This window comes from Teichococcus coralli (genome assembly GCF_009829925.1).
In the GTDB taxonomy this organism is placed as follows: domain Bacteria; phylum Pseudomonadota; class Alphaproteobacteria; order Acetobacterales; family Acetobacteraceae; genus Pseudoroseomonas; species Pseudoroseomonas coralli.
In genome coordinates, this window is the sequence record NZ_SNVJ01000018.1 from 1 (window position 1) to 21,721 (window position 21,721).

21 protein-coding genes and 1 tRNA gene are annotated in these 21,721 nt (G+C 70.9%); 12 read left to right on the forward strand and 10 right to left on the reverse strand.

What is annotated here, in order from left to right; all coding sequences use genetic code 11:
• Nucleotides 1–783 precede the first annotated feature (783 nt).
• Nucleotides 784–859 (reverse strand) — tRNA-Glu (locus tag E0493_RS17360).
• Nucleotides 860–1,549: 690 nt separating this feature from the next.
• Here E0493_RS17360 and E0493_RS17365 point away from each other — a divergent pair.
• From E0493_RS17365 to E0493_RS17390, 6 genes are read left to right on the forward strand one after another with little or no spacing between them, the layout of a single operon-like run.
• Nucleotides 1,550–2,362, forward strand: a complete 813-nt coding sequence (locus E0493_RS17365; RefSeq protein ID WP_160938515.1) for an IclR family transcriptional regulator — start codon at nt 1,550–1,552, stop codon at nt 2,360–2,362.
• A gap of 30 nt (nt 2,363–2,392) precedes the next feature.
• Entirely contained in the window at nt 2,393–2,971 is a 579-nt protein-coding gene (locus E0493_RS17370; RefSeq protein ID WP_160938516.1) for a carboxymuconolactone decarboxylase family protein, read from the forward strand.
• 5 nt (nt 2,972–2,976) lie between these two features.
• Nucleotides 2,977–3,918: an SMP-30/gluconolactonase/LRE family protein gene (locus E0493_RS17375; RefSeq protein ID WP_202397193.1), complete on the forward strand. Its 942-nt coding sequence runs from the start codon at nt 2,977–2,979 to the stop codon at nt 3,916–3,918.
• Nucleotides 3,919–3,965: 47 nt separating this feature from the next.
• A complete protein-coding gene (locus E0493_RS17380; protein WP_160938517.1) occupies nt 3,966–4,961 on the forward strand; it encodes a Bug family tripartite tricarboxylate transporter substrate binding protein in 996 nt (331 codons plus the stop codon).
• A 4-nt stretch (nt 4,962–4,965) separates the two neighbouring features.
• Nucleotides 4,966–5,457 (forward strand): DUF4286 family protein, encoded by a 492-nt coding sequence (locus E0493_RS17385; protein ID WP_160938518.1) that lies wholly within the window; start codon nt 4,966–4,968, stop codon nt 5,455–5,457.
• A 20-nt stretch (nt 5,458–5,477) separates the two neighbouring features.
• Nucleotides 5,478–6,281: an SDR family NAD(P)-dependent oxidoreductase gene (locus E0493_RS17390; RefSeq protein WP_160938519.1), complete on the forward strand. Its 804-nt coding sequence runs from the start codon at nt 5,478–5,480 to the stop codon at nt 6,279–6,281.
• Between the two features lie 305 nt (nt 6,282–6,586).
• On the opposite strand, the gene efeO is transcribed toward E0493_RS17390, so the two are convergent.
• From efeO to efeU, 4 genes are read right to left on the reverse strand one after another with little or no spacing between them, the layout of a single operon-like run.
• Nucleotides 6,587–7,426, reverse strand: coding sequence for an iron uptake system protein EfeO (gene efeO, locus E0493_RS17395; RefSeq protein WP_202397194.1), 840 nt, complete (start codon nt 7,424–7,426; stop codon nt 6,587–6,589).
• 44 nt (nt 7,427–7,470) lie between these two features.
• Nucleotides 7,471–8,766, reverse strand: coding sequence for an iron uptake transporter deferrochelatase/peroxidase subunit (gene efeB / locus E0493_RS17400; protein ID WP_160938521.1), 1,296 nt, complete (start codon nt 8,764–8,766; stop codon nt 7,471–7,473).
• Nucleotides 8,763–9,839: a cupredoxin domain-containing protein gene (locus E0493_RS17405; RefSeq protein WP_160938522.1), complete on the reverse strand. Its 1,077-nt coding sequence runs from the start codon at nt 9,837–9,839 to the stop codon at nt 8,763–8,765. The genes efeB and E0493_RS17405 overlap by 4 nt, the downstream gene beginning before the upstream one ends.
• A gap of 6 nt (nt 9,840–9,845) precedes the next feature.
• On the reverse strand, nt 9,846–10,661 hold the full coding sequence (efeU, locus tag E0493_RS17410) for an iron uptake transporter permease EfeU (protein WP_160938523.1): 816 nt from the start codon (nt 10,659–10,661) through the stop codon (nt 9,846–9,848).
• Between the two features lie 260 nt (nt 10,662–10,921).
• Here efeU and E0493_RS17415 point away from each other — a divergent pair, with 260 nt between their 5' ends.
• Nucleotides 10,922–11,911, forward strand: a complete 990-nt coding sequence (locus tag E0493_RS17415) for a Bug family tripartite tricarboxylate transporter substrate binding protein (RefSeq protein WP_160938524.1) — start codon at nt 10,922–10,924, stop codon at nt 11,909–11,911.
• A gap of 160 nt (nt 11,912–12,071) precedes the next feature.
• Here E0493_RS17415 and E0493_RS17420 read toward each other — a convergent pair whose 3' ends face one another.
• A complete protein-coding gene (locus tag E0493_RS17420) occupies nt 12,072–13,565 on the reverse strand; it encodes a polysaccharide biosynthesis protein (RefSeq protein WP_160938525.1) in 1,494 nt (497 codons plus the stop codon).
• Nucleotides 13,566–14,296: 731 nt separating this feature from the next.
• Here E0493_RS17420 and E0493_RS17425 point away from each other — a divergent pair.
• Nucleotides 14,297–15,532: an acyltransferase family protein gene (locus E0493_RS17425; protein WP_160938526.1), complete on the forward strand. Its 1,236-nt coding sequence runs from the start codon at nt 14,297–14,299 to the stop codon at nt 15,530–15,532.
• 105 nt (nt 15,533–15,637) lie between these two features.
• Here the strand turns inward: E0493_RS17425 and E0493_RS17430 are convergent, their stop codons facing one another.
• Nucleotides 15,638–16,099, reverse strand: coding sequence for a DUF4142 domain-containing protein (locus E0493_RS17430; RefSeq protein WP_160938527.1), 462 nt, complete (start codon nt 16,097–16,099; stop codon nt 15,638–15,640).
• A gap of 566 nt (nt 16,100–16,665) precedes the next feature.
• Here E0493_RS17430 and E0493_RS17435 point away from each other — a divergent pair.
• The 3 genes from E0493_RS17435 (at nt 16,666) to E0493_RS17445 (ending at nt 19,003) form a co-directional block, all read left to right on the forward strand.
• Entirely contained in the window at nt 16,666–17,106 is a 441-nt protein-coding gene (locus E0493_RS17435; RefSeq protein WP_160938528.1) for an NUDIX hydrolase, read from the forward strand.
• Nucleotides 17,107–17,337: 231 nt separating this feature from the next.
• Nucleotides 17,338–17,982, forward strand: coding sequence for a DUF47 domain-containing protein (locus tag E0493_RS17440; protein ID WP_160938529.1), 645 nt, complete (start codon nt 17,338–17,340; stop codon nt 17,980–17,982).
• A gap of 16 nt (nt 17,983–17,998) precedes the next feature.
• Nucleotides 17,999–19,003: an inorganic phosphate transporter gene (locus E0493_RS17445; protein WP_160938530.1), complete on the forward strand. Its 1,005-nt coding sequence runs from the start codon at nt 17,999–18,001 to the stop codon at nt 19,001–19,003.
• 60 nt (nt 19,004–19,063) lie between these two features.
• On the opposite strand, the gene E0493_RS17450 is transcribed toward E0493_RS17445, so the two are convergent.
• From E0493_RS17450 to E0493_RS17460, 3 genes are read right to left on the reverse strand one after another with little or no spacing between them, the layout of a single operon-like run.
• Nucleotides 19,064–19,504: a PAS domain-containing protein gene (locus E0493_RS17450; RefSeq protein ID WP_367614537.1), complete on the reverse strand. Its 441-nt coding sequence runs from the start codon at nt 19,502–19,504 to the stop codon at nt 19,064–19,066.
• Nucleotides 19,497–20,129 (reverse strand): 5-formyltetrahydrofolate cyclo-ligase, encoded by a 633-nt coding sequence (locus tag E0493_RS17455; protein ID WP_160938531.1) that lies wholly within the window; start codon nt 20,127–20,129, stop codon nt 19,497–19,499. The genes E0493_RS17450 and E0493_RS17455 overlap by 8 nt, the downstream gene beginning before the upstream one ends.
• Before the next feature lie 4 nt (nt 20,130–20,133).
• Complete coding sequence (locus E0493_RS17460; protein ID WP_160938532.1) at nt 20,134–20,574, reverse strand: hypothetical protein; 441 nt, start codon at nt 20,572–20,574, stop codon at nt 20,134–20,136.
• 223 nt (nt 20,575–20,797) lie between these two features.
• On the opposite strand from E0493_RS17460, the gene E0493_RS17465 reads away from it, so the two are divergent.
• Complete coding sequence (locus tag E0493_RS17465) at nt 20,798–21,667, forward strand: LysR family transcriptional regulator (protein ID WP_160938533.1); 870 nt, start codon at nt 20,798–20,800, stop codon at nt 21,665–21,667.
• Nucleotides 21,668–21,721: the final 54 nt, after the last annotated feature.

Genomic DNA, 21,721 nt, shown 5'->3' on the forward strand with positions numbered 1-21,721 from the left:
TCCGGAGGTTCTGTTAGACGTTCTAAGTCGGCGACGCAAGCTCCACAAGCTCGGACGCGCAGCACGCTCCGACAAAGATAGCCTCGCCGTCCTTGTTGTATCCAGCAAAGGTTGGCCGCCCATGGGGCGCTTCCGAGTGGCAGATGCTACATCTGTCCCACTGGTTCACCATTAACCTTTTTAGGCTCCGGGTGATTCGCCCTGAAGATTTCAGACGGGCAAAGACAGCCCGGTCCTCCTCCGTGATCTGAATGCCCGTCATACAACCCTCCAACCGGTGGATGCCGTAGCAGAATAGGCAACATATGTCCGCTCAGGGTCGGAAGCGGCCGTCGCTGATTGGGTTTTCACCCCAGGATGCCCATGGGCCTGCCCGAGTATCCCCGGATGAGACTGGCCACAGACTTCCTCCTGGGAGCTTCCCAGGCCCCGTTTCAAGGCAGATTAGCTCAGATCAGAATACTCACTGCCCCAATCAGCCATGCCCCCAGGTGTTTCAAGAACGCCGGCAGACGCTCTCTTTCCGGGTGGGTGGGGGAGGGCCGGGGGTGGGCCGCCTCTGGGAGGTGGTCGAATGCGCCGAAGGCTGATGCGAAGCGGCGACGGTTGTCGTGTACAGGGTCGGAACGTCTGAGGAGGTCTCGGGAGCGCCGCGCTAAACTTCGGACAGCAATGGCCCGCCCCACGTCAAGGTGCTTAGGTGGGTAAAGTAGGTGGGTAATCTGAAACCCGACGCCCAGAAAAAGCCTTCTAAAACAGAGGCTTGGTGTGTGCTGGATTGGATGGCGTCCCCAACGGGATTCGAACCCGTGTTACCAACGTGAAAGGCTGGTGTCCTAGGCCTCTAGACGATGGGGACCGCTAGCAAGTGGCTGCCTTTGCAGGAGAATCGCGCCTCCGGCAGGCGGGGGGCTTACTACCTCACGCGCCACGGGCCGTCTAGGGCCGATCGACGTTCGCGGGGAACTGCCGCGAGCGGCCGGGGAACGCGGTCCAGTGGCGCGGGGAACGGAGGACCGGCAAGCGGCGCTCCTCCCTGGATGTGCCCAGGGCAGGAACGAATGGGAAGTGGATCCTCCCGCTGAATTCCTCTCGTCCCTGAAGGATCATGCAGCGCCAGCCGCAGGCCTCTGCGCCGCTGCCGGGCCGATTGAGCGGCTCTCAGCGGCAGAGTTGGCCCAGGAACACCGGAGCTTGCGAAGGCAAGGCCGCAGAAGACCAAGGAGGAACTCTGCGGAAACTCCGCCCCCTGCGGTTGTCGCACCTGCCCTCTGCCTTGCTTGACCGCGTGGCATGGCCAGGCAGCCCAGGTCTCCAGCGAAGGTCGGTGCGTGCGGACTTGCCAGGATGAACTCCGGCGCGATGGAGCGCCGGAGAAGCCTTCGGCGCGGCGTCGCCCCCGCCCGGAGCGATCGAAGGTGAGCAGGGCACCGGCCAGACGGCGGCATTCCTGCCCGAGAACCGCGCGGAAACGCGACGGCACCCGTGCTGACTTCCACGCTGCGAAATTGATTTTCACCACACGGATGTGCCGTGCTAGGACCGATCCATGGCCAGCCAGGCTTCCTCCCGCCCGAGGCTTTCCGGTCGGCACGCCGTTCAGGAGGCGGAGCGGACTTCTGCCATCCAGGACGGCGCGCTGCGGGCCGTCGAGCCTACCGCTCCAGTCGGCAGCCTCGGTGGCGACAGCGTGCGCGCGGTGGACCGGGCGCTGGCCCTTCTCCGCGCCTTCCGCGAGGAAGACGGCCCACTCGGCCTGACCGAGCTTTCCCGCCGGGCCGGGCTCAACATGACCACCGCCCTGCGCCTGCTCGGCACGCTGGAGGGGCATGGCTTCGTCAAGCGCCTGCCCGCCGGCGGCTACCTGCTCGGCCCGACCTTGCTGCTGCTGGGCGACCTGTTCCGCCGCTCGCTGCGGCTGGAGCATCATGTGATGCCCGCGCTGGAGCGGCTGCGCGCCGAGAGCCGCGAGAGCGCCACCTTCTTCGTGCGCGAGGGCGACCAGCGCCGCTGCGTCTTCCGCCTGGATTCGCCGCAACTGGTGCGCGACGTCGCCCATGTCGGCGAGGCGCAGCCGCTCGGCCGCGGCGCGCATGGCCGCGCGCTGATCGCGCTGGAGGACCCGGCGGCGCGGCTGCCGGTGGTGAGCCGGGGCGAGCGCCTGCCGCAGATCGCCGCCATCGCCTGCCCGGTGCTGGACGCCGAGGGGCGGGTGGCCGGCTCCATCGGCGTCTCCATGCCGCTCTACCGCTTCACCGCCGAGGCCGAGGCGCTTTGCGTGCCTCTGGTGCTGCGCGAGGCCATCGCCATGACGCGTGACCTGGGCGGCGATCCATCAAGGCTGGAACAGGCCGCGGGCTGACGCGACCGGCAGGGAGGAACAAGAAACACAATGGCCCGCATCGAACTGACGCCCGAGGCCGCGCGCACGCCGGAAGAGCAGGCCGCCTGCCAGGAGGCGATCTCCGGCATCCGCGGCCGCGTGCCGGCGCCGATGATCGCCTGGCTGAAGAACCCCGAGCTGGCGCGCCGTGGCCAGAAGCTCGGCGAGCTGCTGCGCTACCAGACCACTCTGGAGCCGCGCCTTTCGGAACTGGCCATCCTGATCGTCGGCCGGCACTGGACCGCGCATTACGAATGGACGGCCCACAAGCGCGAGGGGCTGAAGGCGGGGATGGACCCGGAGGTGGTCGCCGCCATCGCGGAGCGCCGCACCCCGAAGCTGCGCGACGCGCAGGAGCAGGCGATCCACGACGTCGCCACCACGCTGCTCGCCACCCGCCGCGTGCCGGAGGCGCTCTACCGCCGGGGCGTCGAGGCGCTGGGCGAGCGCGGCATGGTCGAGCTGGTGGCGCTGCTCGGCTACTACACGCTGGTCGCGATGACGCTGAACGTCTTCGAGATCGGCCTGCCCGACGCCTTCGCGCCGGAACTCGGCGCCGAGCCCGGCGATCCGGTGCCGGGGGGCTGAGCGCCATGTGGGAACCGAGCCTCCGCTACCCCGATCCGGCGATCCGCGCGCTGGACCCGAGCTTCGAGGCGTATCACCTCGCTTTGGCCGGCGTGGAGCGGCTCCACACCGGCTGCCGCTGGGCGGAGGGGCCGGTCTGGTTCGGCGCCTGGCGCAGCCTGCTCTGGAGCGACGTGCCGGGCGACCGCATCCTGCGCTGGGACGAGGTGACCGGCCAGGTCACGCCCTTCCGTGCGCCGTCAAACTACGCCAACGGCAACACGCGCGACCGCGAGGGACGGCTCGTCACCTGCGAGCATGGCGGCGAGACGGGCGGCCGGCGGGTGACGCGCACCGAGCATGACGGCGCCATCACCGTGTTGCTCGACCGCTTCGAGGGCAAGCGGTTGAACTCCCCGAACGACGTGGTGGTGAAGTCCGACGGCTCCATCTGGTTCACCGACCCGCCCTTCGGCATCCTCGGCCACTACCAGGGCCTGAAGGCGGCGCAGGAACTGCCGGAGCGCGTCTACCGCATCGACGGGCAGACCGGCCGCGCCACCGTGGTCGCGGACGACGTGAAAGGGCCCAACGGCTTGGCCTTCTCGCCCGACGAGGCGAAGCTCTACGTCATCGAATCCCGCGCCCGACCGCGCACCATCCGCGTCTTCGACGTGGCGGGCGACAGGCTGCGCAACGGCCGCGTGCTGCTGCAGGCCGGCACCGGCACGCCGGACGGCTTCCGGGTGGACGTGGACGGCAACCTCTGGTGCGGCTGGGGCATGGACGCGGAGCAGGACGGCGTCCGCGTCTTCAACCCGGCGGGCGAGCCGATCGGCCACATCGCGCTGCCCGAGCGCTGCGCCAACCTCTGCTTCGGCGGCCGCCACCGCAACCGGCTGTTCATGGCCGCCAGCCACTCGCTCTACGCGCTCTACGTCAACACCCAGGGGGCGCCCGGCGGCTGAGCCGAACCGCCCGACGTCCAAGCGACCACAAGAAGGAACGCCAGACCATGACGACCCGACGCCACTTGGCCGGCCTGCTCGCCGCCGCCGCAACCGTGCCGCTCGGCCTCCCGCTGGCCCGCCCGGCCCTCGCGCAACCCGCCACGCTGCCCGAGGGGCCGATCCGCCTCGTCGTGCCCTTCCCGCCGGGCGGGCCGAACGACCTTGTCGCCCGCGTGCTGGCGCAGAAGCTCGGCCCGCTGCTCGACCGCACGGTGGTGATCGAGAACCGCTCCGGCGCCGGCGGCGTGGTCGGCACCGACAACGTCGCGAAGTCGGAGCCGGACGGGCGCAGCATGGTGCTGACCAGCGCCGGCGCCATCGCCATCTCGCCGCCGCTCGGGGCGCCGATGTCCTTCGACGTCGAGAAGGACCTCGCGCCCATCACGCTCGTCGCGCTGATGCCGGAGCTGCTGGCGGTGAACCCGAAGCTGCCGGTGAAGACCCTCGCCGAGCTGATCGACCACGCGAAGAAGAACCCGGGAAAGCTGAACTTCGCCTCCTCGGGCAACGGCTCCATGCCGCACCTGGCCGGCGAATCCCTCCGCGCGGCGGCGGGCATCGACATCGTGCACGTGCCCTATCGCGGCGCCGCGCCCGCGGTGACCGACCTGATGGCCGGGCAGGTGCAGATGATGTTCGCCGACATCCCGGCGCTGCTCGCGCAGGTGCAGGCCGGCGCGCTGCGCCCTATCGCCATCGGCAGCAAGGAGCGCACGCCGCTGCTGCCCGAGGTGCCGACCATGGCCGAGGCCGGCCTCCCCGGCGTGGAGGCGGACAACTGGTACGGGCTCGTCGCCCCCGCCGGCACGCCCAAGCCGATCCTCGATCGGCTGCACGACGCCGCCGTGCGCGCGCTGAACGACCCCGAGCTGCGCAAGGCCTATGCCGAGCAGGGGGCGCGCCCGGTCGGCAATACGCCGGAGGAATTCCGCGCCTTCATCGCCTCGGAAACCAAGCGCTGGGGCGAGATCGGCCGCCGCGCCGACGTGCGGATGGATTGAGCCGATGGCCGACCTCGCGCTCCTTGACGGCGCCGGCGCCACCGGCCTGGTCTTCGCCCTGGCCGACGACCCGGGCACCCGCCTCGCCTGGGTGGAGCCGGCGCCCGGCGCGGCCCCAACTGGCGGGACCCCAACCGGCGCGTTGCTCTACCGCGCCATTCTTCGTGTCGGCGCGGAGGGGGTGGAGGCGCCCTTCCTCTACACCGTGGAGCAGGATGTCGAGCCCGGCCGCGAGGAGGAGCTGAACGCCTGGTACGCCGACGAGCACATCCCGCGCCTCGCCGCCGTGCCCGGCGTGCTCTCGGCGCGGCGCTTCCTCGCGCTCGATGCCGGCACCAGCCCGCGCTACCTCGCCGCCTACCGGCTGGAGCGGCGGGAGGTCTTCGAATCCCCCACCTGGATCGAGGCGCGCGAAACGCCCTGGACGCGCCGCGCGCGCACCTTCTTCCGCAACCCGCGCCGCACCATGCGGCGCCTCGTGCCGGCCGGCGCGTGACGGCCGGGGAGGGAAGCACCATGGCGGGACGCCTGGCCGGCAAGGTCGCGATCATCACCGGGGCCGGCTCGGTCGGCCCGGGCTGGGGCAACGGGCGCGCGGCGGCCGTGCTCTTCGCGCGCGAGGGCGCGCTGGTCTATGGCGTGGACAGGAACCCCGCCGCCATGGAGGAAACCGCCGCCCGCATCCGCGAGGAGGGCGGCCGCTTCGCCACGGGCCAATGCGACGTGACCGACAGCGCCTCGGTGGCCGCCATGGTGGACGCCGCGAAGGCAGCCTATGGCGGTCGCATCGACATCCTGGTGAACAATGTCGGCGGCTCCGCCAAGGGCGGGCCGGTGGCGATGAGCGAGGAGGTCTGGGACAGCCAGATCGACTACAATCTCAAGAGCGTCTTCCTCACCTGCAAGCACGTGCTGCCGGTCATGGAGGCGCAGGGCGGCGGCGCCATCGTCAACACCGCCTCCACCTCCGGCCTCCGCTGGACCGGCGCGGCGCAGGTCGCCTATGCTGCGGCCAAGGCGGGCATCATCCAGTTCTCCCGCGTCGTGGCCGTCGAATATGCCGGCCGCAACATCCGGGTGAACACGGTGGTGCCGGGCCAGATGCACACGCCGATGGTGGAGGTGCGCCTCGCCGGCCAGCGCGCCGGCGGCGACGTGCAGGCGCTGCTCGAACAACGGCAGAAGCGCATCCCGATGGGCTTCGCCGGCGACGGGCGGGACACGGCCAATGCCGCCCTGTTCCTCGCCTCCGACGAGGCGCGCTTCATCACCGGCACGGAAATCGTGGTGGATGGGGGCATGTCGGTGCGATGCGACTGAACGCCGTGCTTCCAGGCCACCCCGCCGGAAGGGGTTGTCTGGGGCACAGACGTCCCGCATGCGAACCCGCGCCGCCGGGCGGGGGATGGCGCCGCCCTGCTCGACCTGCTGCCGTGGAGGGCGGCGGAAGCGGGGCTCCGGCGCCTGCTCGTCGGGGGTCCCGGCCGGCGCCAGAACTTCCGCTCCTTCGTTCGCGCCGTTCGGGAGGCGATGCCTCCCGGATCCTCCGCCAGGAACCCCGGATGCCTGGACCTCCCCTTCGTTCGGGCTGAAAGCGAGGCCAGGCAGCCTCTCGGCCCGCCGCCTCAGTCGAGGCCGAGCGTGCCGCGCAGCCGAGAAAGATCCTCGGCCAGCGCGGTGATCGGCGCCTGCAGCGCGTTGCGGTCGTCGCGGGTCAGCGCCTCGTAGTTCTTGAAGCCCTCCGGCGTGCGGTAGCGCGCCAGCACCGTGTCCACCTTGCCGAAGTTGGCGTCCACCTTGGCCAGCAGCGGCGCATCGGCCCTGACCAGGAGCGGCCGCAGGAGGTCCACGATCTTCTTCGAGCCGTCCACATTGGCCTGGACGTCGGAAAGGTCGGCGCCGCTGTAGCGGTCCTCCTCGCCGGAGATCTTGGTGGCCGCCACCTCCTCGATCAGCGCGGCGGCGCCGCCCACCACCTTCTCGGGCGGGGTGGTCAGGTCCTGCAGGCGGGTCTGCAACTCCTGCACGTCGGCCAGCAGCTTGTCGGCGAAGGGCGCGAGGCCCTCGGTGCTCTTTTGCGCGAACAGCCCGTACTCCAGGCGGTGGAAGCCGGTGAAGCCCGGGTCCTTCTCCGCCTCGGCATGGTCGTCGGCGCGGGAGTCGATGGAGCTGTCGAGGTCGCTGAACAGCTCGGCCAGCGGCTCGATCCGCTCGTAATGCACGCGGGTGGGTGCGTAGAGCGCCTGCGCCCTCTTGAGGTCGCCGGCCTTGATGGCGGCGGTGAAGGCGCGCGTGCCTTCAACGAGCCGCTTCGCCTCGCCGATCACGTAGAGCTTGTACTGCGCGATCGGCCCGGCGAGTTCCAGCGGCGAGACCGCCGCAGCCCGGGCGGCATGCACGGGCGGCAGGGCGGCGGCGAGCGACAGGGCCAGCAGGCCCGCGCCCGGGAGGAGCAGTCGGCGCATCGGAGTGTCCTTGCGGGGAGGGGTTGGGCGCGGGCAGGGCGGTGTCATGCCTCAAGCAGCCCCTGGGCGAGATAGCCGCCCTCGGTGGGCACGCCGGGCAGGGCGAAGTAATATCCGCCGCCGGTGGGCTTGATGTACTCCTCCAGCGGCTCGCCGTTCAGCCGCCGCTGCACGGCGATGAAGCCGGCTTCCAGGTCCGCCTGGAAGCAGATGAACAGCAGGCCCATGTCGAGCTGGCCGGAGCGGGTGATGCCGCGGCTGTAGTTGAAGGGGCGGCGCAGGATGCGGCTGCCGGCCGTCTCCGCCGTGCGGGGGTTGGCCAGGCGGATATGCGCGTCGAGCGGCGTTCGGGCACCCTCCGGGTCGCGGGCGAAGTCCGGCTCGTCGTGCTCGTGCTCGCCGTCGAGCGGGGCGCCGGAATCCCTCAGGCGCCCCATGATCCGCTCCTGCTCGCGCAGCGGCGTGCGGTCCCAGCGCTCGACCAGGTTGCGAATGATGCGCACCACCTGGTAGCTGCCGCCCGCCGCCCAGCCCGGCTCGCCCGCGCCCGGCGTGGTCCAGACCAGCTCCCGCATCAGCGCCGCATCGGCCGGATCGGGATTGGCGGTGCCGTCCTTGAAGCCGAGCAGGTTGCGCGGCGTCTCCCGCTTGGCTTCGCCGAGGGCAGGGGGCAGGAAGCCTTCCATCTTCCAGCGCAGGCGCAGCAGGTCCGGCGTCGCCTTGATCACGTCGCGCAGCGCATGCAGCGTCGTGGCGGGCGTGTTGGCGCAGATCTGCAGCAGCAGGTCGCCATGGCACCAGTCGCGGTCCAGCGCGTCGTTGGGGAAGCGCGCCATGCGCGTCAGGTGGCGCGGCTTGTGGGCTGCCAGCCCGTAGCGGTCGTCGAACAGCGCGGCGCCGACAGCCACCGTCAGCGTCAGCGCGTCAGGCAGGATCAGCGGGCCGAGGATGCCGGAATCCGCCGGCGGGAAGCGGGGATCCTCGGCGGGCGGCGTGCCGCCGGCCATCAGGAAGGCGGCGCGCTCGGTCAGCAGGCGGAACAGCCGCTCCAGCTCCTTCCGCGAGGTGGCCAGCACGTCGAAAGCCGCGACCATGCCCGCGGCCGGCGGCGGGTTGAGGATGCCGGGCTGGTGCGCGCCATGGAAGGCAATGGAACGGTTCGCCGCCCGCCCGTCGCGGCCGGGCGGGGACTGCATCAGCTCCTCGGCCCGCGCCTCGCGGGCGCTGGCGGCGGAGGGCAGGCCGAGCGCGGCGCCGCCGGCGGCGAGGCCGCGCAGCAGGGCGCGCCGCCTGGTGTCCAGAGGAGCGGAGCCGCCCAGGTGGAAGGGGCACTTGCTCATGCCGCGCCAAGCCTCTCCCGCAGGGAAGTCAGGGATTCCGCCAGCGCCCTGGCGGCTTCGCGCCAGCCGGCCTCGTCGCCGGCGGCGAGGGCCGCGCGGGCGGCGGCAAGCTGCGCCGTGGCCTGTTGGGCCGGCTCCGGCGCGGTGCGGCCAAGCGGCGGTGCCAGCAGCGCGACGACCTTTCCCACCCCATCCAGCATGGCACCGGCCAGCGCGGGGTCCTGGGCGGCGGCCGCCTCGCCCGCCACCAGCGCGGCGCCGGCGAGCATCCGGTCGGGCGGGACGGAGGCGGCGCCCAGCCGCTGCGCCAGCGCGGTGGCATCGGCCTGGATGCCTCGCTCCAGCGCGGGCACGGTGGGGTCGGCGTCGCGCAGCGCCAGGGCGAGGCGGCGGAAGCCGGTGAAGGCAGGGTCGTCCGCGCCGCCGGCGAAGTCCGCTGCGCGGGCGTCCAGCGCCGCGTCGAGATCGGCCTGCAGCAGCTTCGCGGCGGGCCGCAGGCGCTGATAGGCGGCCTGCGCCTCGGCCAGGGCGGCGGGCGCCGCAGGCCCCCGGCCGGCTTCCGCAAGCCGCGCGGCGGCCTCGGCCAGCGCCGCGCCCTCCAGGGTCAGATAGACCTGGTACTCGGCCATGGGGCCGATCAGCTCGCGCAGGTCCGGCGCCGCCGGGGCGGTGCCCTCCGCCGCGGGGCGGACCACCAGCCGGCCGCGCGGGTTGCTCAGCAGCCCGCAGGTGATGGCGTACTCGCCGGGCGCGAGGCGGGCGGTCACCCGCTGGCTGAGGCCGGGGGCGATGTTCTCCCGCTCCTCGATCACCATCACGCCGTCCAGGATCTCCCACTCCAGCGCCCGGTCGCTGCGGTTGACGACGCGGAAGGCCACGCGCCCGGCCGGCACCTCCAGGTGGTCCGGCTCGCAGGCGCCGGCGGTGACGGTCACCACCACCGCGTCGTCCGCCTCAGGCTGCGCGGCGCGGCGTTGGTGCTGCCGCCAATCCAGCACGCCAAGCGCGGCGACGCCGAGCGCCAGCACGCCGACCAGCCCGTAGCCGATCCGGATGGTGCGCTTCAGCGACATGCCGCCTCAGCGCCCGGCCACCGCGGCCGGCTGCCGCGGGCTGGACAGGAAGGCCGGCAGCAGCACGCCGAGAAAGGCCAGGTAGAGCATCACCTCGCCGATGCTGGGACGGGCGGCATAGCCGAACAGGCCGGCCAGCACGGAGCCGAGAACGCTGTCTTCCGGCAGCACGTTGCTGAGGTCGAAGGCGAGCTGCTGGAGCTGGTTCCAGATGCCGGCCTCATGCAGCGCGCGCAGGGCGCCGGCCGCCAGCCCGGCGGCGGCGAAAAGCAGCACCACGCCGGTCCAGCGGAAGAAGCGGCCGTAGTTCAGGCGCATGCCGCCCCAGGCGATCAGCACGCCGGCCACGGCCGCAACGGCGAGGCCAAGCAGCCCGCCCACCGGCACCGACCAGCCGGCGCCCTGCTGCATCAATGCCAGCAGGAACACCACCGCCTCCACGCCTTCCCGTGCGACGGCCAGGAAAACCAGCGCGATCAGCGCGGCGCCGGAGCCGGCGGCCGCCTCCATCCGTCCGCGCAGGTCATGGCCCATGGAGCGGGCGGCGCGGCGCATCCAGAAGGCCATGCCGGCCAACATGCCGGCGGCCAGCAAGCCGACCACGCTCTCGAAGATTTCCTGCTGCCGCTGCGGGAACTCCAGGCTCAGCAGGTCCAGCGAAAGGCCAAGGCCGAGGCAGGCCAGCGCCGCGGCGGCGGTGCCGATCCAGACCAGCGGCATCTGGCCGGAGCGGCCGGTGCGGGCGAGATACCCGGCAGCGATGCCGACGATCAGGGCGGCTTCCAGGCCTTCACGCAGCAGAATCAGAAATGCGACCAGCACGGGCAATGGCTCCCGATGGGGCACCGCGAGCGGGGCGGCGCCGGGCGTCTTCTCGCTGGCGAATAGGCCCCCTGCGAATGCTTCGCAAGCTCGATGATGTCCTCCCTGTGAAAGCCGCATGGCTGCGCCCGGCGCGGCGCAACCGTTCGGCGCGACGGACGGCGCCGGCCTGCCGGCGCGGCACGGCCCTCGCGCAGGGCGAAATTGACCCGCCCGCGCAACGGACGCGATACTGTTCCGATCAACAGGGAGGAGCGCCAATGAAGCGCCGAGGTCTTTTTGCGTCCGCCGCGGGTCTGGCGCTGGGTCCGCTCGCCACGACGCCCCGCCCCGCCGCCGCGCAGGCCGCCGCCTGGCCCAACCAGCCGGTGCGGCTGGTCGTGCCCTTCGCGGCCGGCGGTCCGACCGATGTCGCCGCCCGGCTGGTCGCGGAAGAGCTGGGCAAGGTCCTGCCGCAGCGCATCATTGTGGAGAACCGTACCGGAGCCGGGGTGGTGGTCGGCAGCGAATACGTCGCGAAGGCGCCCAAGGACGGCTATACGCTGCTCTACACCACCATCGCGCATTCGGTGCTGCGCCCGCTCTTTCCGCAACTGACCTTCGACCCGATCGCGGATTTCGCCCCGGTGGCGCTGATCGGCCAGGTCCCGATGGTGCTCTACGTGAACCCGAAGCTGCCGGCGAAAAGCCTGCAGGAGCTGATCACCCTGTTCCGGGAGCATCCCGGCGAGTACCACTACGCCTCCTCCGGCATCGGCGGCGCGGTTCACCTGGCGACCGAGCTGTTCCTCAGCATGGCCGGTGGCCTGAAGGTGCAGCACGTGCCCTACCGCGGCAGCTCGGCCGCCATGCCGGACCTGTTGAGCGGCAATGTGGACATGCTGATGGATGTCGGCACCGGGGCCATGCCGTATGTCGAGCGCGGCGAGCTGCGGGCGCTCGGCGTTGGTTCGCCCACGCGCTCGCCGGCGGCCCCGGATGTGCCGGCGATCAGCGAGGCGGGTGTGCCGGGCTACGAGGCCTATAGCTGGCACATGGTGATGGCGCCGGCCGGCACCCCGGCAGCGGTGATCACCGCGCTGAACGATGCGGTGAACCGCGTCACCGGGCAGGAGGCCTTCCGGCAGCGCCTGCTGGAGATGGCGATGCAGGTGCGGCCTCGCAGTTCACCGGATGAGGCCGCCGCCTTCCTGGCCTCTGAAACGGCGAAATGGGAGCCGATCCTGCGCCGCGTCGGCATGGCGGGATAGCGCCGCCGCCGGCCCTGGGCGGCGGCAGCCCCCGGGGCCGGCAAGGCAGGACGTGGCGGGGGCGCCGGTTATCCCCAGTTTTCGGGGGCAACCTTGTGGATATCCGCGGGGACGGCCTGTGATTTCCCTGGGGGCCGGCGGCTTCGGTGCCGCCGGTGCCTCAGGCGGCGCAGAGCGGTTGCGTCACCGCCTGGAAGCGTTCCGCCCGGCTGCCCAGGCCTGGAATCCCCGCAAACGTCGCCGCGATGTCCTGCAGCTTGCCGTGGGCCGAGCTGTCCCAGTGAAGTCCTGGCTGTGACAGGAGGGGGAGCAGCAGGTCCGCCAGCATGGTCATGATGGGGCGGAAGCGGGTGGTCCCGGCCTCGATCCAGCCAGGCGCCGCGCCCCACCAGAGGATGTCGAGCAGGTGGCCGGGGCTGACGCCGCGGAAGACGGCCTCGGTGACGCCGGAGACGCTTTGCAGCAGCGCCTCCTTCAGGGCCGCATCCGTTTCCGCGCTGCGCAGCCGGGTGTGCAGCCGGTCCAGCGCCTGTTGCAGCGCCGCCTCGGGGCAGGGCGCGATCCGCGCGCCGATCATGGTGCCCGTGCTGTCGTTGACGACGGTCGGCGCCTCCAGCGCGTTCACCAGCGGGTGGTAGTCGCAAGCGCCGCTCCAGTCGAACTGGCCGCGGAAGAAGCTCTCGTCGTAGCCCTTGGGAATGCCGAGGAACCGCACCCCGACATCCCGCCCGCTGCGAACGATCTCGAACAGCGCCAGCTCCAGCGTGTTCACCGGCCAGCCGAGGTCCACGGCGCTCCAGAAGCTGTCCGGCGCCTGGGTGCCGGCCAGGGCAAGCGCATTGACCAGCAGATGCGTGGCCTGGCGCAGGTTCTGGATGTTGAAGTGGCGATCGGGGCCGTGCAGGCCGACCATGCCCTGCGCGATGCCGGCGGCGATGTCGCGCGAGACGATGCCGTTCTCCAGCACATGCGTGAAGCGCGTCATGGCGAAGCTGGTCTCGCCGCCTTCGCGCGCGGCGGCCATCCATTGCAGTTCCGCGAGTTTCTTGCTGGCCGTGTAGACGTGGTCGGTCAGGTAGGCATAGCACTTGCCGGTGGAGGAGTAGACGGCATGGCCGACGCCGTGCCGGCGGCAGGCGGCGATGACGTTGGCCGTGCCGAAGACGTTGGTGTCCACCGCTTCCTGGACCACCAGCTCCGCCTTGCCCGGCTCGCGGATGCTCGCCAGGTGAAAGACCACTTCCGGCCGCGCCGCGCGGAAGGCGGCATCGAGCATGGCGGCGTCGCGGATGTCGGCCTGGAGCCAGCGGCCCTCTCCCTCGTGCGGCGCGATGTCGAGGTTGATCAGGGTGGCCGGGCCGAAGCCGGCGAGAAGCTGGCGCAGCCGGCTGCCGACACACCCGGAGCCGCCCGTCACCAGCACGCGCTTGCCCCGCAGCCGCTGCTCCGCCGCCGCATGGTGCAGCTCCACCGTGCGGGTCAGCGCGAGCTGCATGGGGCTCTCCGCCAGCCGCCCCTCCTTCTGCATCGAGCGGATCAAGGCACGGGTCGCACGCCGGAGCGCGACCTCGGCCCCTCCGCCCGGTGTGGCGGGCACGGCCTGCGAGAGTTCGGCGATCGTGCGGATGAGATCGGCGCTCATGGGAGAGGGCATGGCAGGGATCCGCTTGCTGAAGGTCAATCAGGGGGTGGCGCACCCGGAAAGGCACGTCAGGGTTGTTGCAACTACCGCGTTCTTAAGAGCCTGCTGATGATCTGAACCGGCGGGCGAAGCGCGCTTGGCCGGAGGTGGCGCGCCAGGCCGGGAAATCGCCCGGCCGGGCTGGTTGCAGCACCGCTCCGGCGGCCCGGTTTCAACCGCGCGGCAGAAGTGCAGCCGAACGCCAGGCGCCAGCGGAAGTCGGGCGCCGCCGCGCCAGAACAAGCCGCTGCGGCAAGGGGAAACCAGCCATGCGGCGAGCCACGCGCCCCGGCGGAACGGCATTCTGGATGCGCGAGGGATGCGGAACTCGTCTGCGGAGCATGGTCGATTCCTTTGAGTTGCGAAGCGGCAGGGGCCTCAATGCGGCCATATTGCCGTCCCGTCTCTTGAATGCGACGGAAATCACGTGGTGATCGTTATCAACCCCTGGTGAGATGTGCCTTCCTTGCGCCCTAACCCGTGAGGTGATGAAGCTCTGCTGAACTGTACATTAAAAAGATGAAAGGCAAGGCGGACTCGCGCTGCCCGTGCAACAGGATTCTCACGAATCCTTGACTTCATGGCATGCGGAAATTCCATAATCCTTGCATCAGTCGCAAAATTGCATAATAGCGGTGACGCATGACGCTTCGCGGCATGCGCGCCTTCAGTAAGGCGATATGCGCGTGGTGGGAGAAGGATCGATGTCCGCAGCAACAATCCCGATCGCGCCGGCCGCCGCCGCACCGGCAACGGCTCCGCCCCAGCCTGGCGGCCCGCGCTGGGACTATCTTGATCAGCTGCGCGCGATCCTGATGCTGGCCGGCGTTCCCTACCATGTTGGCCTGGTCTACGCCTCCCATGCCGTCTGGATCGTCGCCTCGCCCGAGCGCAGCACGGCCATGACCTGGTTCGTGCAGTTCAGCCACACCTTCCGCATGCCGGCCTTCTTCCTGCTGGCAGGGCTGTTCGGCATGCTGCTGGTCCGACGGCGGGGCAGCGCGGCCTGGTTGCGGGACCGCCTGCGGCGCCTTGGTGTTCCGCTCGCCACCGCGCTGCTGCTCGTCAGCCCGCTGCTGGTGCTCGCGGGCGCGGTGGCGGAGGGCGGAACGGCGAACGCGGCGCCAGGCCTGCTCCAGGCGCTCCGCGAACCCGGCGCGAACTGGACCGTACATCTGTGGTTCCTGATCTATCTGCTCCTCTATGTGAGCCTGCTGGCCGGCCTCTGGCAGGTGCGGGAGCGACTGCGGCTGGGACGGATCCTTTCCGCCTTCCAGGATGCGGTTGAGCGCCGGCCCCTGCTGGGTGTGCTGGCCGTTCTGGGCCTGGGCCTCGGCACGCTCGCGGTGGCGGTGGCCGCCAAGCTGCTCGATGCCAGCTATCTCCTGGGGGGCATCCTCGTTCCCGCGGAATTCGCCGCCAACGGGCTGGTGTTCCTGTGCGGCGCCCTGCTCGCCTATCGCCCCGCCTGGCTGGAGGCCTTCACGCGGCCCTGCTGGCCCGTTTGGGCTCTCGCATTGGCGGCGGCGGTGCTGATGGCTGTCTGCGAGGGTCTCGGCAACAATGCCGGCCGCGCCGGAACCTACTTCCTGATGCCGGTCGTAGGCATCCTCTTCTCGCACCTGCTGCTCTCGGCCGCGCGGCGCTGGCTCAACCGCTCCACGCCGCTGTCACGGGCGATGGTGGACGGTGCGATGACGATCTATCTCGTGCATGTCGTCTTCGTGCTGTGGCTATCGGTGGCCTTCCTGGCGATCGCGCTGCCGCCGGAGGTCGAGATCCTGATCATCGTCACGCTCTCGGCCGCTCTTTCCTACGGCTTTCACCGCCTCATCCGGCGTAGTCCGCTGCTGATGCTGCTGTTCAACGGCGTCTGGCCCGAGCCGCGCCGGAGGGAGGCCACGGCGCTCGGGCTGCCCTTTCCGGGCGCCCTGCGCTGAGGCGCAGCGGCGCCGAACTCTCGTGCCGTTCCGGCTGGCAAGGTCCGGGGTGAAGCTGTCACCCCGGCGGAGTTCCAGGGCAGGGGCCCGCCCCTGCGCCCGCGTTCAGCGCCGCGGCAACTGTTGCGCCATGCGCAGATGCTCCTGCAAAACCGGCACATGGCGCTCGGCGAAGGCCTTCACCTCCGGGTCCGTGCCGTTCGCGGCCTCGTCCTGGAACGCCTGCAGGTCTTCCTGGTGGTCCTTCACCATGGCCTGGGCATAGGCGTGGTCGAAGGCGCTGCCGCGCAACTCGGCGAGCTGTTCATAGGTCTGCCGGTGCTCGGCTCCGATGTCGCCCGGCGGGGTGATCTGCTTCTGTTGCGCCAAGGCCATCAGCTCGCGATTGACCGGGCTGTGGTCGGTCACCATCTTCTGGCCGAAGGTTCTCACCGATGCGGCGCGCCCGTTCCGCTGTGCGAGCTGCCCCATCTGCACCTCCGCCATTCCGCCGCGAGCCGCGCTGGTCATGAAGGCGGCATCGCTGGTGGAAAGCGTCGGGTTCACCTGCGCCTTCGCCGCAGCCATGGTTGCATCGGCGGCCTTCTGCGTCTCCGCACAGCCGGCCAGAAGCAGAATTGCGCAAGCTGCGCCTCCAAGACGACGCTTCATCGCGGTTCTCCATCATCCCGTGTTCGGCAAGGCCAGCGCGGCACGTCAGGCAGGCCTGCGCGCGGTGGTCCCCTGCCGGCAACGCTTTCGCGGGCCTTTCGTTGGGCATCGGACGTCGGCTGAGGATCCGCCCCTGCGCCTTTCGCACCCTCCGGTGCCGCTGTTCGCGCCGGGCGACGCTGCAGGGCGATCCGGAAACGCGCCATCATTGTTGCAAGCCGCTGGGCTGCCGCCATGGCTGGCGGTGCGAGGCGGGACGAGGGAGGGAAGCAGGCGCCGCCGCCGGGCGCCACCGTCTTTGGTATGCGGCGCGCGGGCACGCCGCAGATGGAAGTGGAAGCCGGCTTGCGGTGCCGCCGCGGTGGCTCCCGCCCCAGCCAGGGCACCAGGCGGAAGATGGCTCCGCTTTCGCTGGACGCGGCGGAGCCGGGGGGGCATGAGAACAGGAGGACGCGAGAGTTGTGAGGGGGGAGGAAGCCGTCGTGCAGGACAAGCGCCAGCGGCCGGGAGGGCAGCAATTCGCTGCGCTTCCCTTTGCCGAGGTGGAGGGGGAGGTGCGTGTTCTGCTCGTGACCAGCCGGGAAACGCGGCGCTGGGTTCTGCCGAAGGGCTGGGCCGAGGAGGGGCTCGCCCCGGCTGAGCTGGCCGCCAAGGAGGCCTTCGAGGAGGCGGGCGTGCTGGGCCGCGCGGCGCCGCGGTCCATCGGCTCGTACCGCTACCGCAAGCGGCTGAAGACGGGGCAGGAGCTTTCCTGCGAGGTCGGTGTCTATCCCCTCCAGGTCGAGCAGCTGCTGGGAGACTGGCCCGAGGCGCATCAGCGGGAGCGTCGCTGGTTCAGCCCGGCACAGGCCGCGGCGCAGGTGCAGGAGGACGACCTCGCCGCTCTGCTGCGGAACCTGCCGGAACTGCCGCCCGGCGCGTAAGAGCCCGTTGGGGAATGGCTGCGGGTCCATTTGGCGGATCGCCTCCAGCACGAAAAATCCCTCGCCATCCCTCCGCCGCCCCACTCTCAAATGGGCTCTGAGCGGCGGTTTGCGTGTTTCGGGGGATTTCGGCGCCGCACCGCCTGGATTATGACGCTCCGGTGACAGCGCCGGATGGCCGGCGGGAAGGGATCTGGGCGGCCGCGGCCGCGCCGAGGAGGACTGGTCCGGATGCTGCGTTGGTTCCGCCGGCTGATGCCGCGCGAGGAGCGGTTCTTTGAAATGTACACGCGCCATGCCGATTGCGTGGTGCGCGGCGCCACCGAGCTGCAGGCCATGCTGGAAGGCGGTGCCGCCGTGCAGCGCCACTTCCCGGCCGTGCTGGCGGCCGAGGATGATGCGGATGCCGTCACCCGCGAGGTGGTGCAGGCGGTTCGGCGCACCTTCGTCACGCCCTTCGACCGCGGCGATATCCAGGCGCTGATCGGCCGGATGGACGACACGGTGGACCAGATGAAAAAGGCCGCCAAGGCGATTGTTCTGTTCGAGCTGACCGAGTTCGACCCCGACTTCCGCCGCATGGGCGACGCCATTCTCCGTTGCTCCGGCCTGCTGCGCGAGGTGGTGCCGCTGCTTTCGCAGATCAGCGCCAACGCCGGCAAGATCAACGCGCTCTGCGAGCAGATCCGCCAGGTCGAGGGCGAGGCCGACGACGTGCACGATGCCGGCGTGACCGACCTGTTCCGCCGCACCCGTCCGGAGGACGCGCTGCGCTTCATCGCCGCCCGCGAGGTCTTCGACCTGCTTGAGAAGGTCGTGGACCGCTTCGACGACGCGGCGGACGAGATCGAGACCATCGTGGTCGAGCACGTCTGAGCCGGACTGGCCTGAGATGGACGCCACCCTGGCCCTGCCGCTGCTCTACGGCCTGATCGCCGTCGCGCTGCTGTTCGACTTCCTCAACGGCCTGCATGACGCGGCCAACTCCATCGCCACCATCGTCTCGACACGGGTGCTGCGGCCGCAATACGCGGTGTTGTGGGCTGCCTTCTTCAACTTCATCGCCTTCCTGTTCTTCGGCCTGCACGTGGCGCAGACCATCGGCACCGGCATCGTGGAGGCGGATCTGGTGACGCCGCGGGTGATCTTCGGCGCGCTGAGCGGGGCGATCGCCTGGAACCTGATCACCTGGGGCTTCGGCATCCCCTCCTCCAGCTCGCATGCGCTGGTCGGCGGCATTGTCGGCGCCGGCACGGCCAAGGCGGGCTTCGGCGCCATTGTCTGGTCGGGCCTGGGCAAGACGCTGGCGGCCATCGTGCTCTCGCCGGCGCTCGGCCTGGTGCTGGCGCTGTTCCTGGTGCTGGTGGTCTCCTGGATCGCCGTGCGCAAGACCCCCTTCGTGGTGGACAGCTCCTTCCGCCTGCTGCAATTCGTCTCCGCCTCCTTCTACTCGCTCGGCCATGGCGGCAACGACGCGCAGAAGACCATGGGCATCATCGCCGTGCTGCTCTACTCGCAGGGGATGATGCCCGGCGGCTTTCATGTGCCCTACTGGGTGGTGCTGAGCTGTCAGGTCGCGATGGCCCTGGGAACGCTGTTCGGCGGCTGGCGCATCGTCCACACCATGGGCTCCAAGATCACGCGGCTGACGCCGATGCAGGGCTTCTGCGCCGAGACCGGCGGCGCCATGACGCTGTTCCTGGCCACCTGGATGGGCGTGCCGGTTTCCACCACCCACACCATCACCGGCGCCATCGTGGGCGTCGGCGCGGCGCGGCGCGTCTCGGCGGTCCGCTGGGGCGTGGCGGGCAACATCGTCGTCGCCTGGGTTGTCACCTTGCCGGCCGCGGCGCTGATCGCCGCCGCCGCCTACGCGCTGGTCGGGATCTTCTCCTGAGGTCCGGATCGCGAAGGCCGTCGGACTTCGCGGGCAGGACACCAGGAAGGCGCCAGCGGCTCAGCCGCGCGCCTTCAGCGCGGCAAGCTCCCGCCGCAGCGCGCGCGTCGCCTCGAAACGCCCGGTCACGTCGCGCAGCACGGCGATCATGCCTTCCATCCCGCCGTTGGCGGCGTGGACCGGCACGATGGTGAACTCCAGCGAGACGCGGCTGCCATCCTTGCGCAGGCCGGGCACGGCAAGCAGGTCGCCGCGACCGTAGCGGCTCTCGCCGGTCTCCATCACCTGCCGGAACCCGGCCCAGTGGCGCGCCCGCTGCGGCTCGGGGATGATGATGTCGAGCGTGCGTCCCAGCGCCTCGGCGGCGGTGAAGCCGAACACCCGCTCCGCTCCCGGGTTCCAGAAGCGGATGATGCCCGCGCGATCGGCATGGATGATGGCGTCCGACTCCGTGCCGAGCAGGGCGCGGCCCAGCCTTTCCCGCTCCGCCTCGTCATTCACGGCATGCCTCTCCCATCCCTTCCCGTTCCCTGGCCGCCGCGTCCCGCTCCGGCCGGAGGGTCCGCTCCGGCGTGATGATCAGGTCCATGGGAACATCATGTGGCTGCGGATGGATGGTGCCGAGCGCGGCAAGCTCGAAGCCCACGCCGATCGCCAGCGGACGCGCCGGCGGCGCGCCCAGCGTCCGGTCATAATAGCCGCCGCCATAGCCGAGCCGGTAGCCGCGCGCGTCGAAGCCGACCAGCGGCGCCACCAGGACATCGGGCCGCACCGCCGCGCTCCCGGCCGGGACGGGGATGTTCCAGACGCCAGGAACCATGGGAATGCCCGGCCACCATGCGCGGAAGACCAGCGGCTTCGCCCGCTCGACAACGACCGGCAGCGCGAGCCGCAGCCCCGCGTCGTGCAGGGCACGCATGAGGGGGCGAGGATCATACTCGCCCTTGAAGGGCCAGTAGAAGCCGATGGTCCGTAGCGGCTCCCGGGCCCGCAGCAGCGCCGCCAGGCGCGGGGTGATGGCGTCGTTCCAGGCTTCCCGTTGCGCGCGGGGCAGGGCAAGCCGCTGGGCAAGCAGGCGGGCACGCTCCGCCTTGCGCCAGGCCCGCACTTCCGGCCAGCCCTGCATGGCTTCAGGCCTGACCACGGCGGTCGTGGCACCGCGTTGCCCCGCGCTCCAGAACGGCGAGCAGGTCGGCCAGGTCGCGCCGCAGCAACGCGTCGTGCAGGCGAGGCAGGGCGTCGCGGAGGCGGCTGAGCAGTGCCTGCCGGCTCAAGGCCGCCGGAGGCGCGCCGGGAGGGGCCTCCGATGCCTCGCCGAGCCCGGCCAGGTGGCGGCGCAGCATGCAGCGCAGCCAGGCCGCCTCCAGCAGCGTGCCGAAGTGTTCCGCCGCAAAAAGATCCCGGAGCAGGGCCGCCACCTCCTCCCGGCCGAGATAGCCGAGATAGCCTGGGTCGAGCTCGTGCAGGAAACAGGGTGGCGAACTATAGGCGGGGGACGGCTCGGGCTCCGCCCCGGGAGGGTTTCTCCTGCCGTTGACCTCGTCCGCGCTCCGGGAGAACGCGCGCCTCATGACTGCGCCTCCCCGCCTTTCTGAAGCGCCGGGATCGCGTGAAGGCGCGGGAGCAGAGCAGACGGTTCCTTGCTGGCCATGACGACGCTCCTCGGTGACCCGGCTGTGCGCCGGTGACCGGTATGGCTTCTCTGAAGGGATCTTGGCTTCCAGGGGTCAACATGCAAACGAGATTCATTGCCGGATAACTGCAGAAATCCTGCGGCCTGGCCGGGGAGCCACCATGGATATCGAACTGGCCCGCACCTTTCTCGCCATTGTTGCTGCCGGCAGCTTCGTACGCGCCGCCGAGCGCCTGAACGTCAGCCAGACCACGGTCAGCGCGCGGGTCCGCACCCTGGAGGAGCAGCTCCGCCGGCCGCTCTTCGTGCGCAACAAGACCGGTGCCTCGCTCACTCCGGCGGGCGAGCAGTTCCTCCGCCACGCGCCGGGCCTTGTGCAACTCTGGGAGCGGGCACGGCAGGAGGTGGCGGTGCCGCCGGGCCGGCGCGCGGTGCTTGCCATGGGCGCCGAGCTCAGCCTGTGGGAGCCGCTGCTGCTCCGCTGGCTGCTGTGGATGCGCCATGCCGCGCCCGACCTCGCCCTGCGCGCGCAGGTGGGCATGGCGGAGAACCTGATGGAGCAGGTCGCCGAGGGCATTCTCGACCTCGCCGTGCTCTATGCGCCGCGCTACCGGGCCGGGCTCCGGGTGGAACTGCTGGCGGAGGAGCGGCTGGTCATGGTCACCACGCCACCTGGCCCCGGGGGCGAGAGGCCGGGCTACATCCAGGTGGACTGGGGGCAGGAATTCGCCTTGCGGCAGGAGGCGCACCCGGCCGCGCCGGGCGAGCCGGCCCTCCATGCCGGCTTCGGCCCGCTCGGCCTCGGCTACATCCTGGAGGCGGGCGGCTCCGGCTACTTCCGCATGGGCGCCGTCCGGCCCCATCTGGAGAGCGGCCGGCTGGCACTGGTGCCCGGCGCTCCAGAATTCCTCCACCCCGCCTATGCCGTTTATGCCGAAACGGCGGAGGCAGGGCTGCTGCGCACGGCGCTCGACGGCTTGCGGAAGGTCGCCGGCGCCGAGGCGAGGCAAGCTCCGCACACCAACGGTTGAAGGCGTGGGCGACGTGCCGGGCGGGGGCGCCCATCACGCCCCCGCCCGCCGCCG

Coding starts and splice junctions, on each gene's coding strand:
- E0493_RS17445 (WP_160938530.1), top strand. CDS start 17,999: ATGGACGCCACCCTGGCCCTGCCGCTGCTCTACGGCCTGATCGCCGTC.
- E0493_RS17465 (WP_160938533.1), top strand. CDS start 20,798: ATGGATATCGAACTGGCCCGCACCTTTCTCGCCATTGTTGCTGCCGGC.
- E0493_RS17380 (WP_160938517.1), top strand. CDS start 3,966: ATGACGACCCGACGCCACTTGGCCGGCCTGCTCGCCGCCGCCGCAACC.
- efeO (WP_202397194.1), bottom strand. CDS start 7,426: ATGCGCCGACTGCTCCTCCCGGGCGCGGGCCTGCTGGCCCTGTCGCTC.
- E0493_RS17455 (WP_160938531.1), bottom strand. CDS start 20,129: ATGCAGGGCTGGCCGGAAGTGCGGGCCTGGCGCAAGGCGGAGCGTGCC.
- E0493_RS17440 (WP_160938529.1), top strand. CDS start 17,338: ATGCTGCGTTGGTTCCGCCGGCTGATGCCGCGCGAGGAGCGGTTCTTT.
- efeB (WP_160938521.1), bottom strand. CDS start 8,766: ATGAGCAAGTGCCCCTTCCACCTGGGCGGCTCCGCTCCTCTGGACACC.
- E0493_RS17430 (WP_160938527.1), bottom strand. CDS start 16,099: ATGGCTGCGGCGAAGGCGCAGGTGAACCCGACGCTTTCCACCAGCGAT.
- E0493_RS17425 (WP_160938526.1), top strand. CDS start 14,297: ATGTCCGCAGCAACAATCCCGATCGCGCCGGCCGCCGCCGCACCGGCA.
- E0493_RS17415 (WP_160938524.1), top strand. CDS start 10,922: ATGAAGCGCCGAGGTCTTTTTGCGTCCGCCGCGGGTCTGGCGCTGGGT.
- E0493_RS17365 (WP_160938515.1), top strand. CDS start 1,550: ATGGCCAGCCAGGCTTCCTCCCGCCCGAGGCTTTCCGGTCGGCACGCC.
- E0493_RS17390 (WP_160938519.1), top strand. CDS start 5,478: ATGGCGGGACGCCTGGCCGGCAAGGTCGCGATCATCACCGGGGCCGGC.
- E0493_RS17375 (WP_202397193.1), top strand. CDS start 2,977: ATGTGGGAACCGAGCCTCCGCTACCCCGATCCGGCGATCCGCGCGCTG.
- E0493_RS17460 (WP_160938532.1), bottom strand. CDS start 20,574: ATGAGGCGCGCGTTCTCCCGGAGCGCGGACGAGGTCAACGGCAGGAGA.
- E0493_RS17385 (WP_160938518.1), top strand. CDS start 4,966: ATGGCCGACCTCGCGCTCCTTGACGGCGCCGGCGCCACCGGCCTGGTC.
- E0493_RS17420 (WP_160938525.1), bottom strand. CDS start 13,565: ATGCCCTCTCCCATGAGCGCCGATCTCATCCGCACGATCGCCGAACTC.
- E0493_RS17370 (WP_160938516.1), top strand. CDS start 2,393: ATGGCCCGCATCGAACTGACGCCCGAGGCCGCGCGCACGCCGGAAGAG.
- E0493_RS17405 (WP_160938522.1), bottom strand. CDS start 9,839: ATGTCGCTGAAGCGCACCATCCGGATCGGCTACGGGCTGGTCGGCGTG.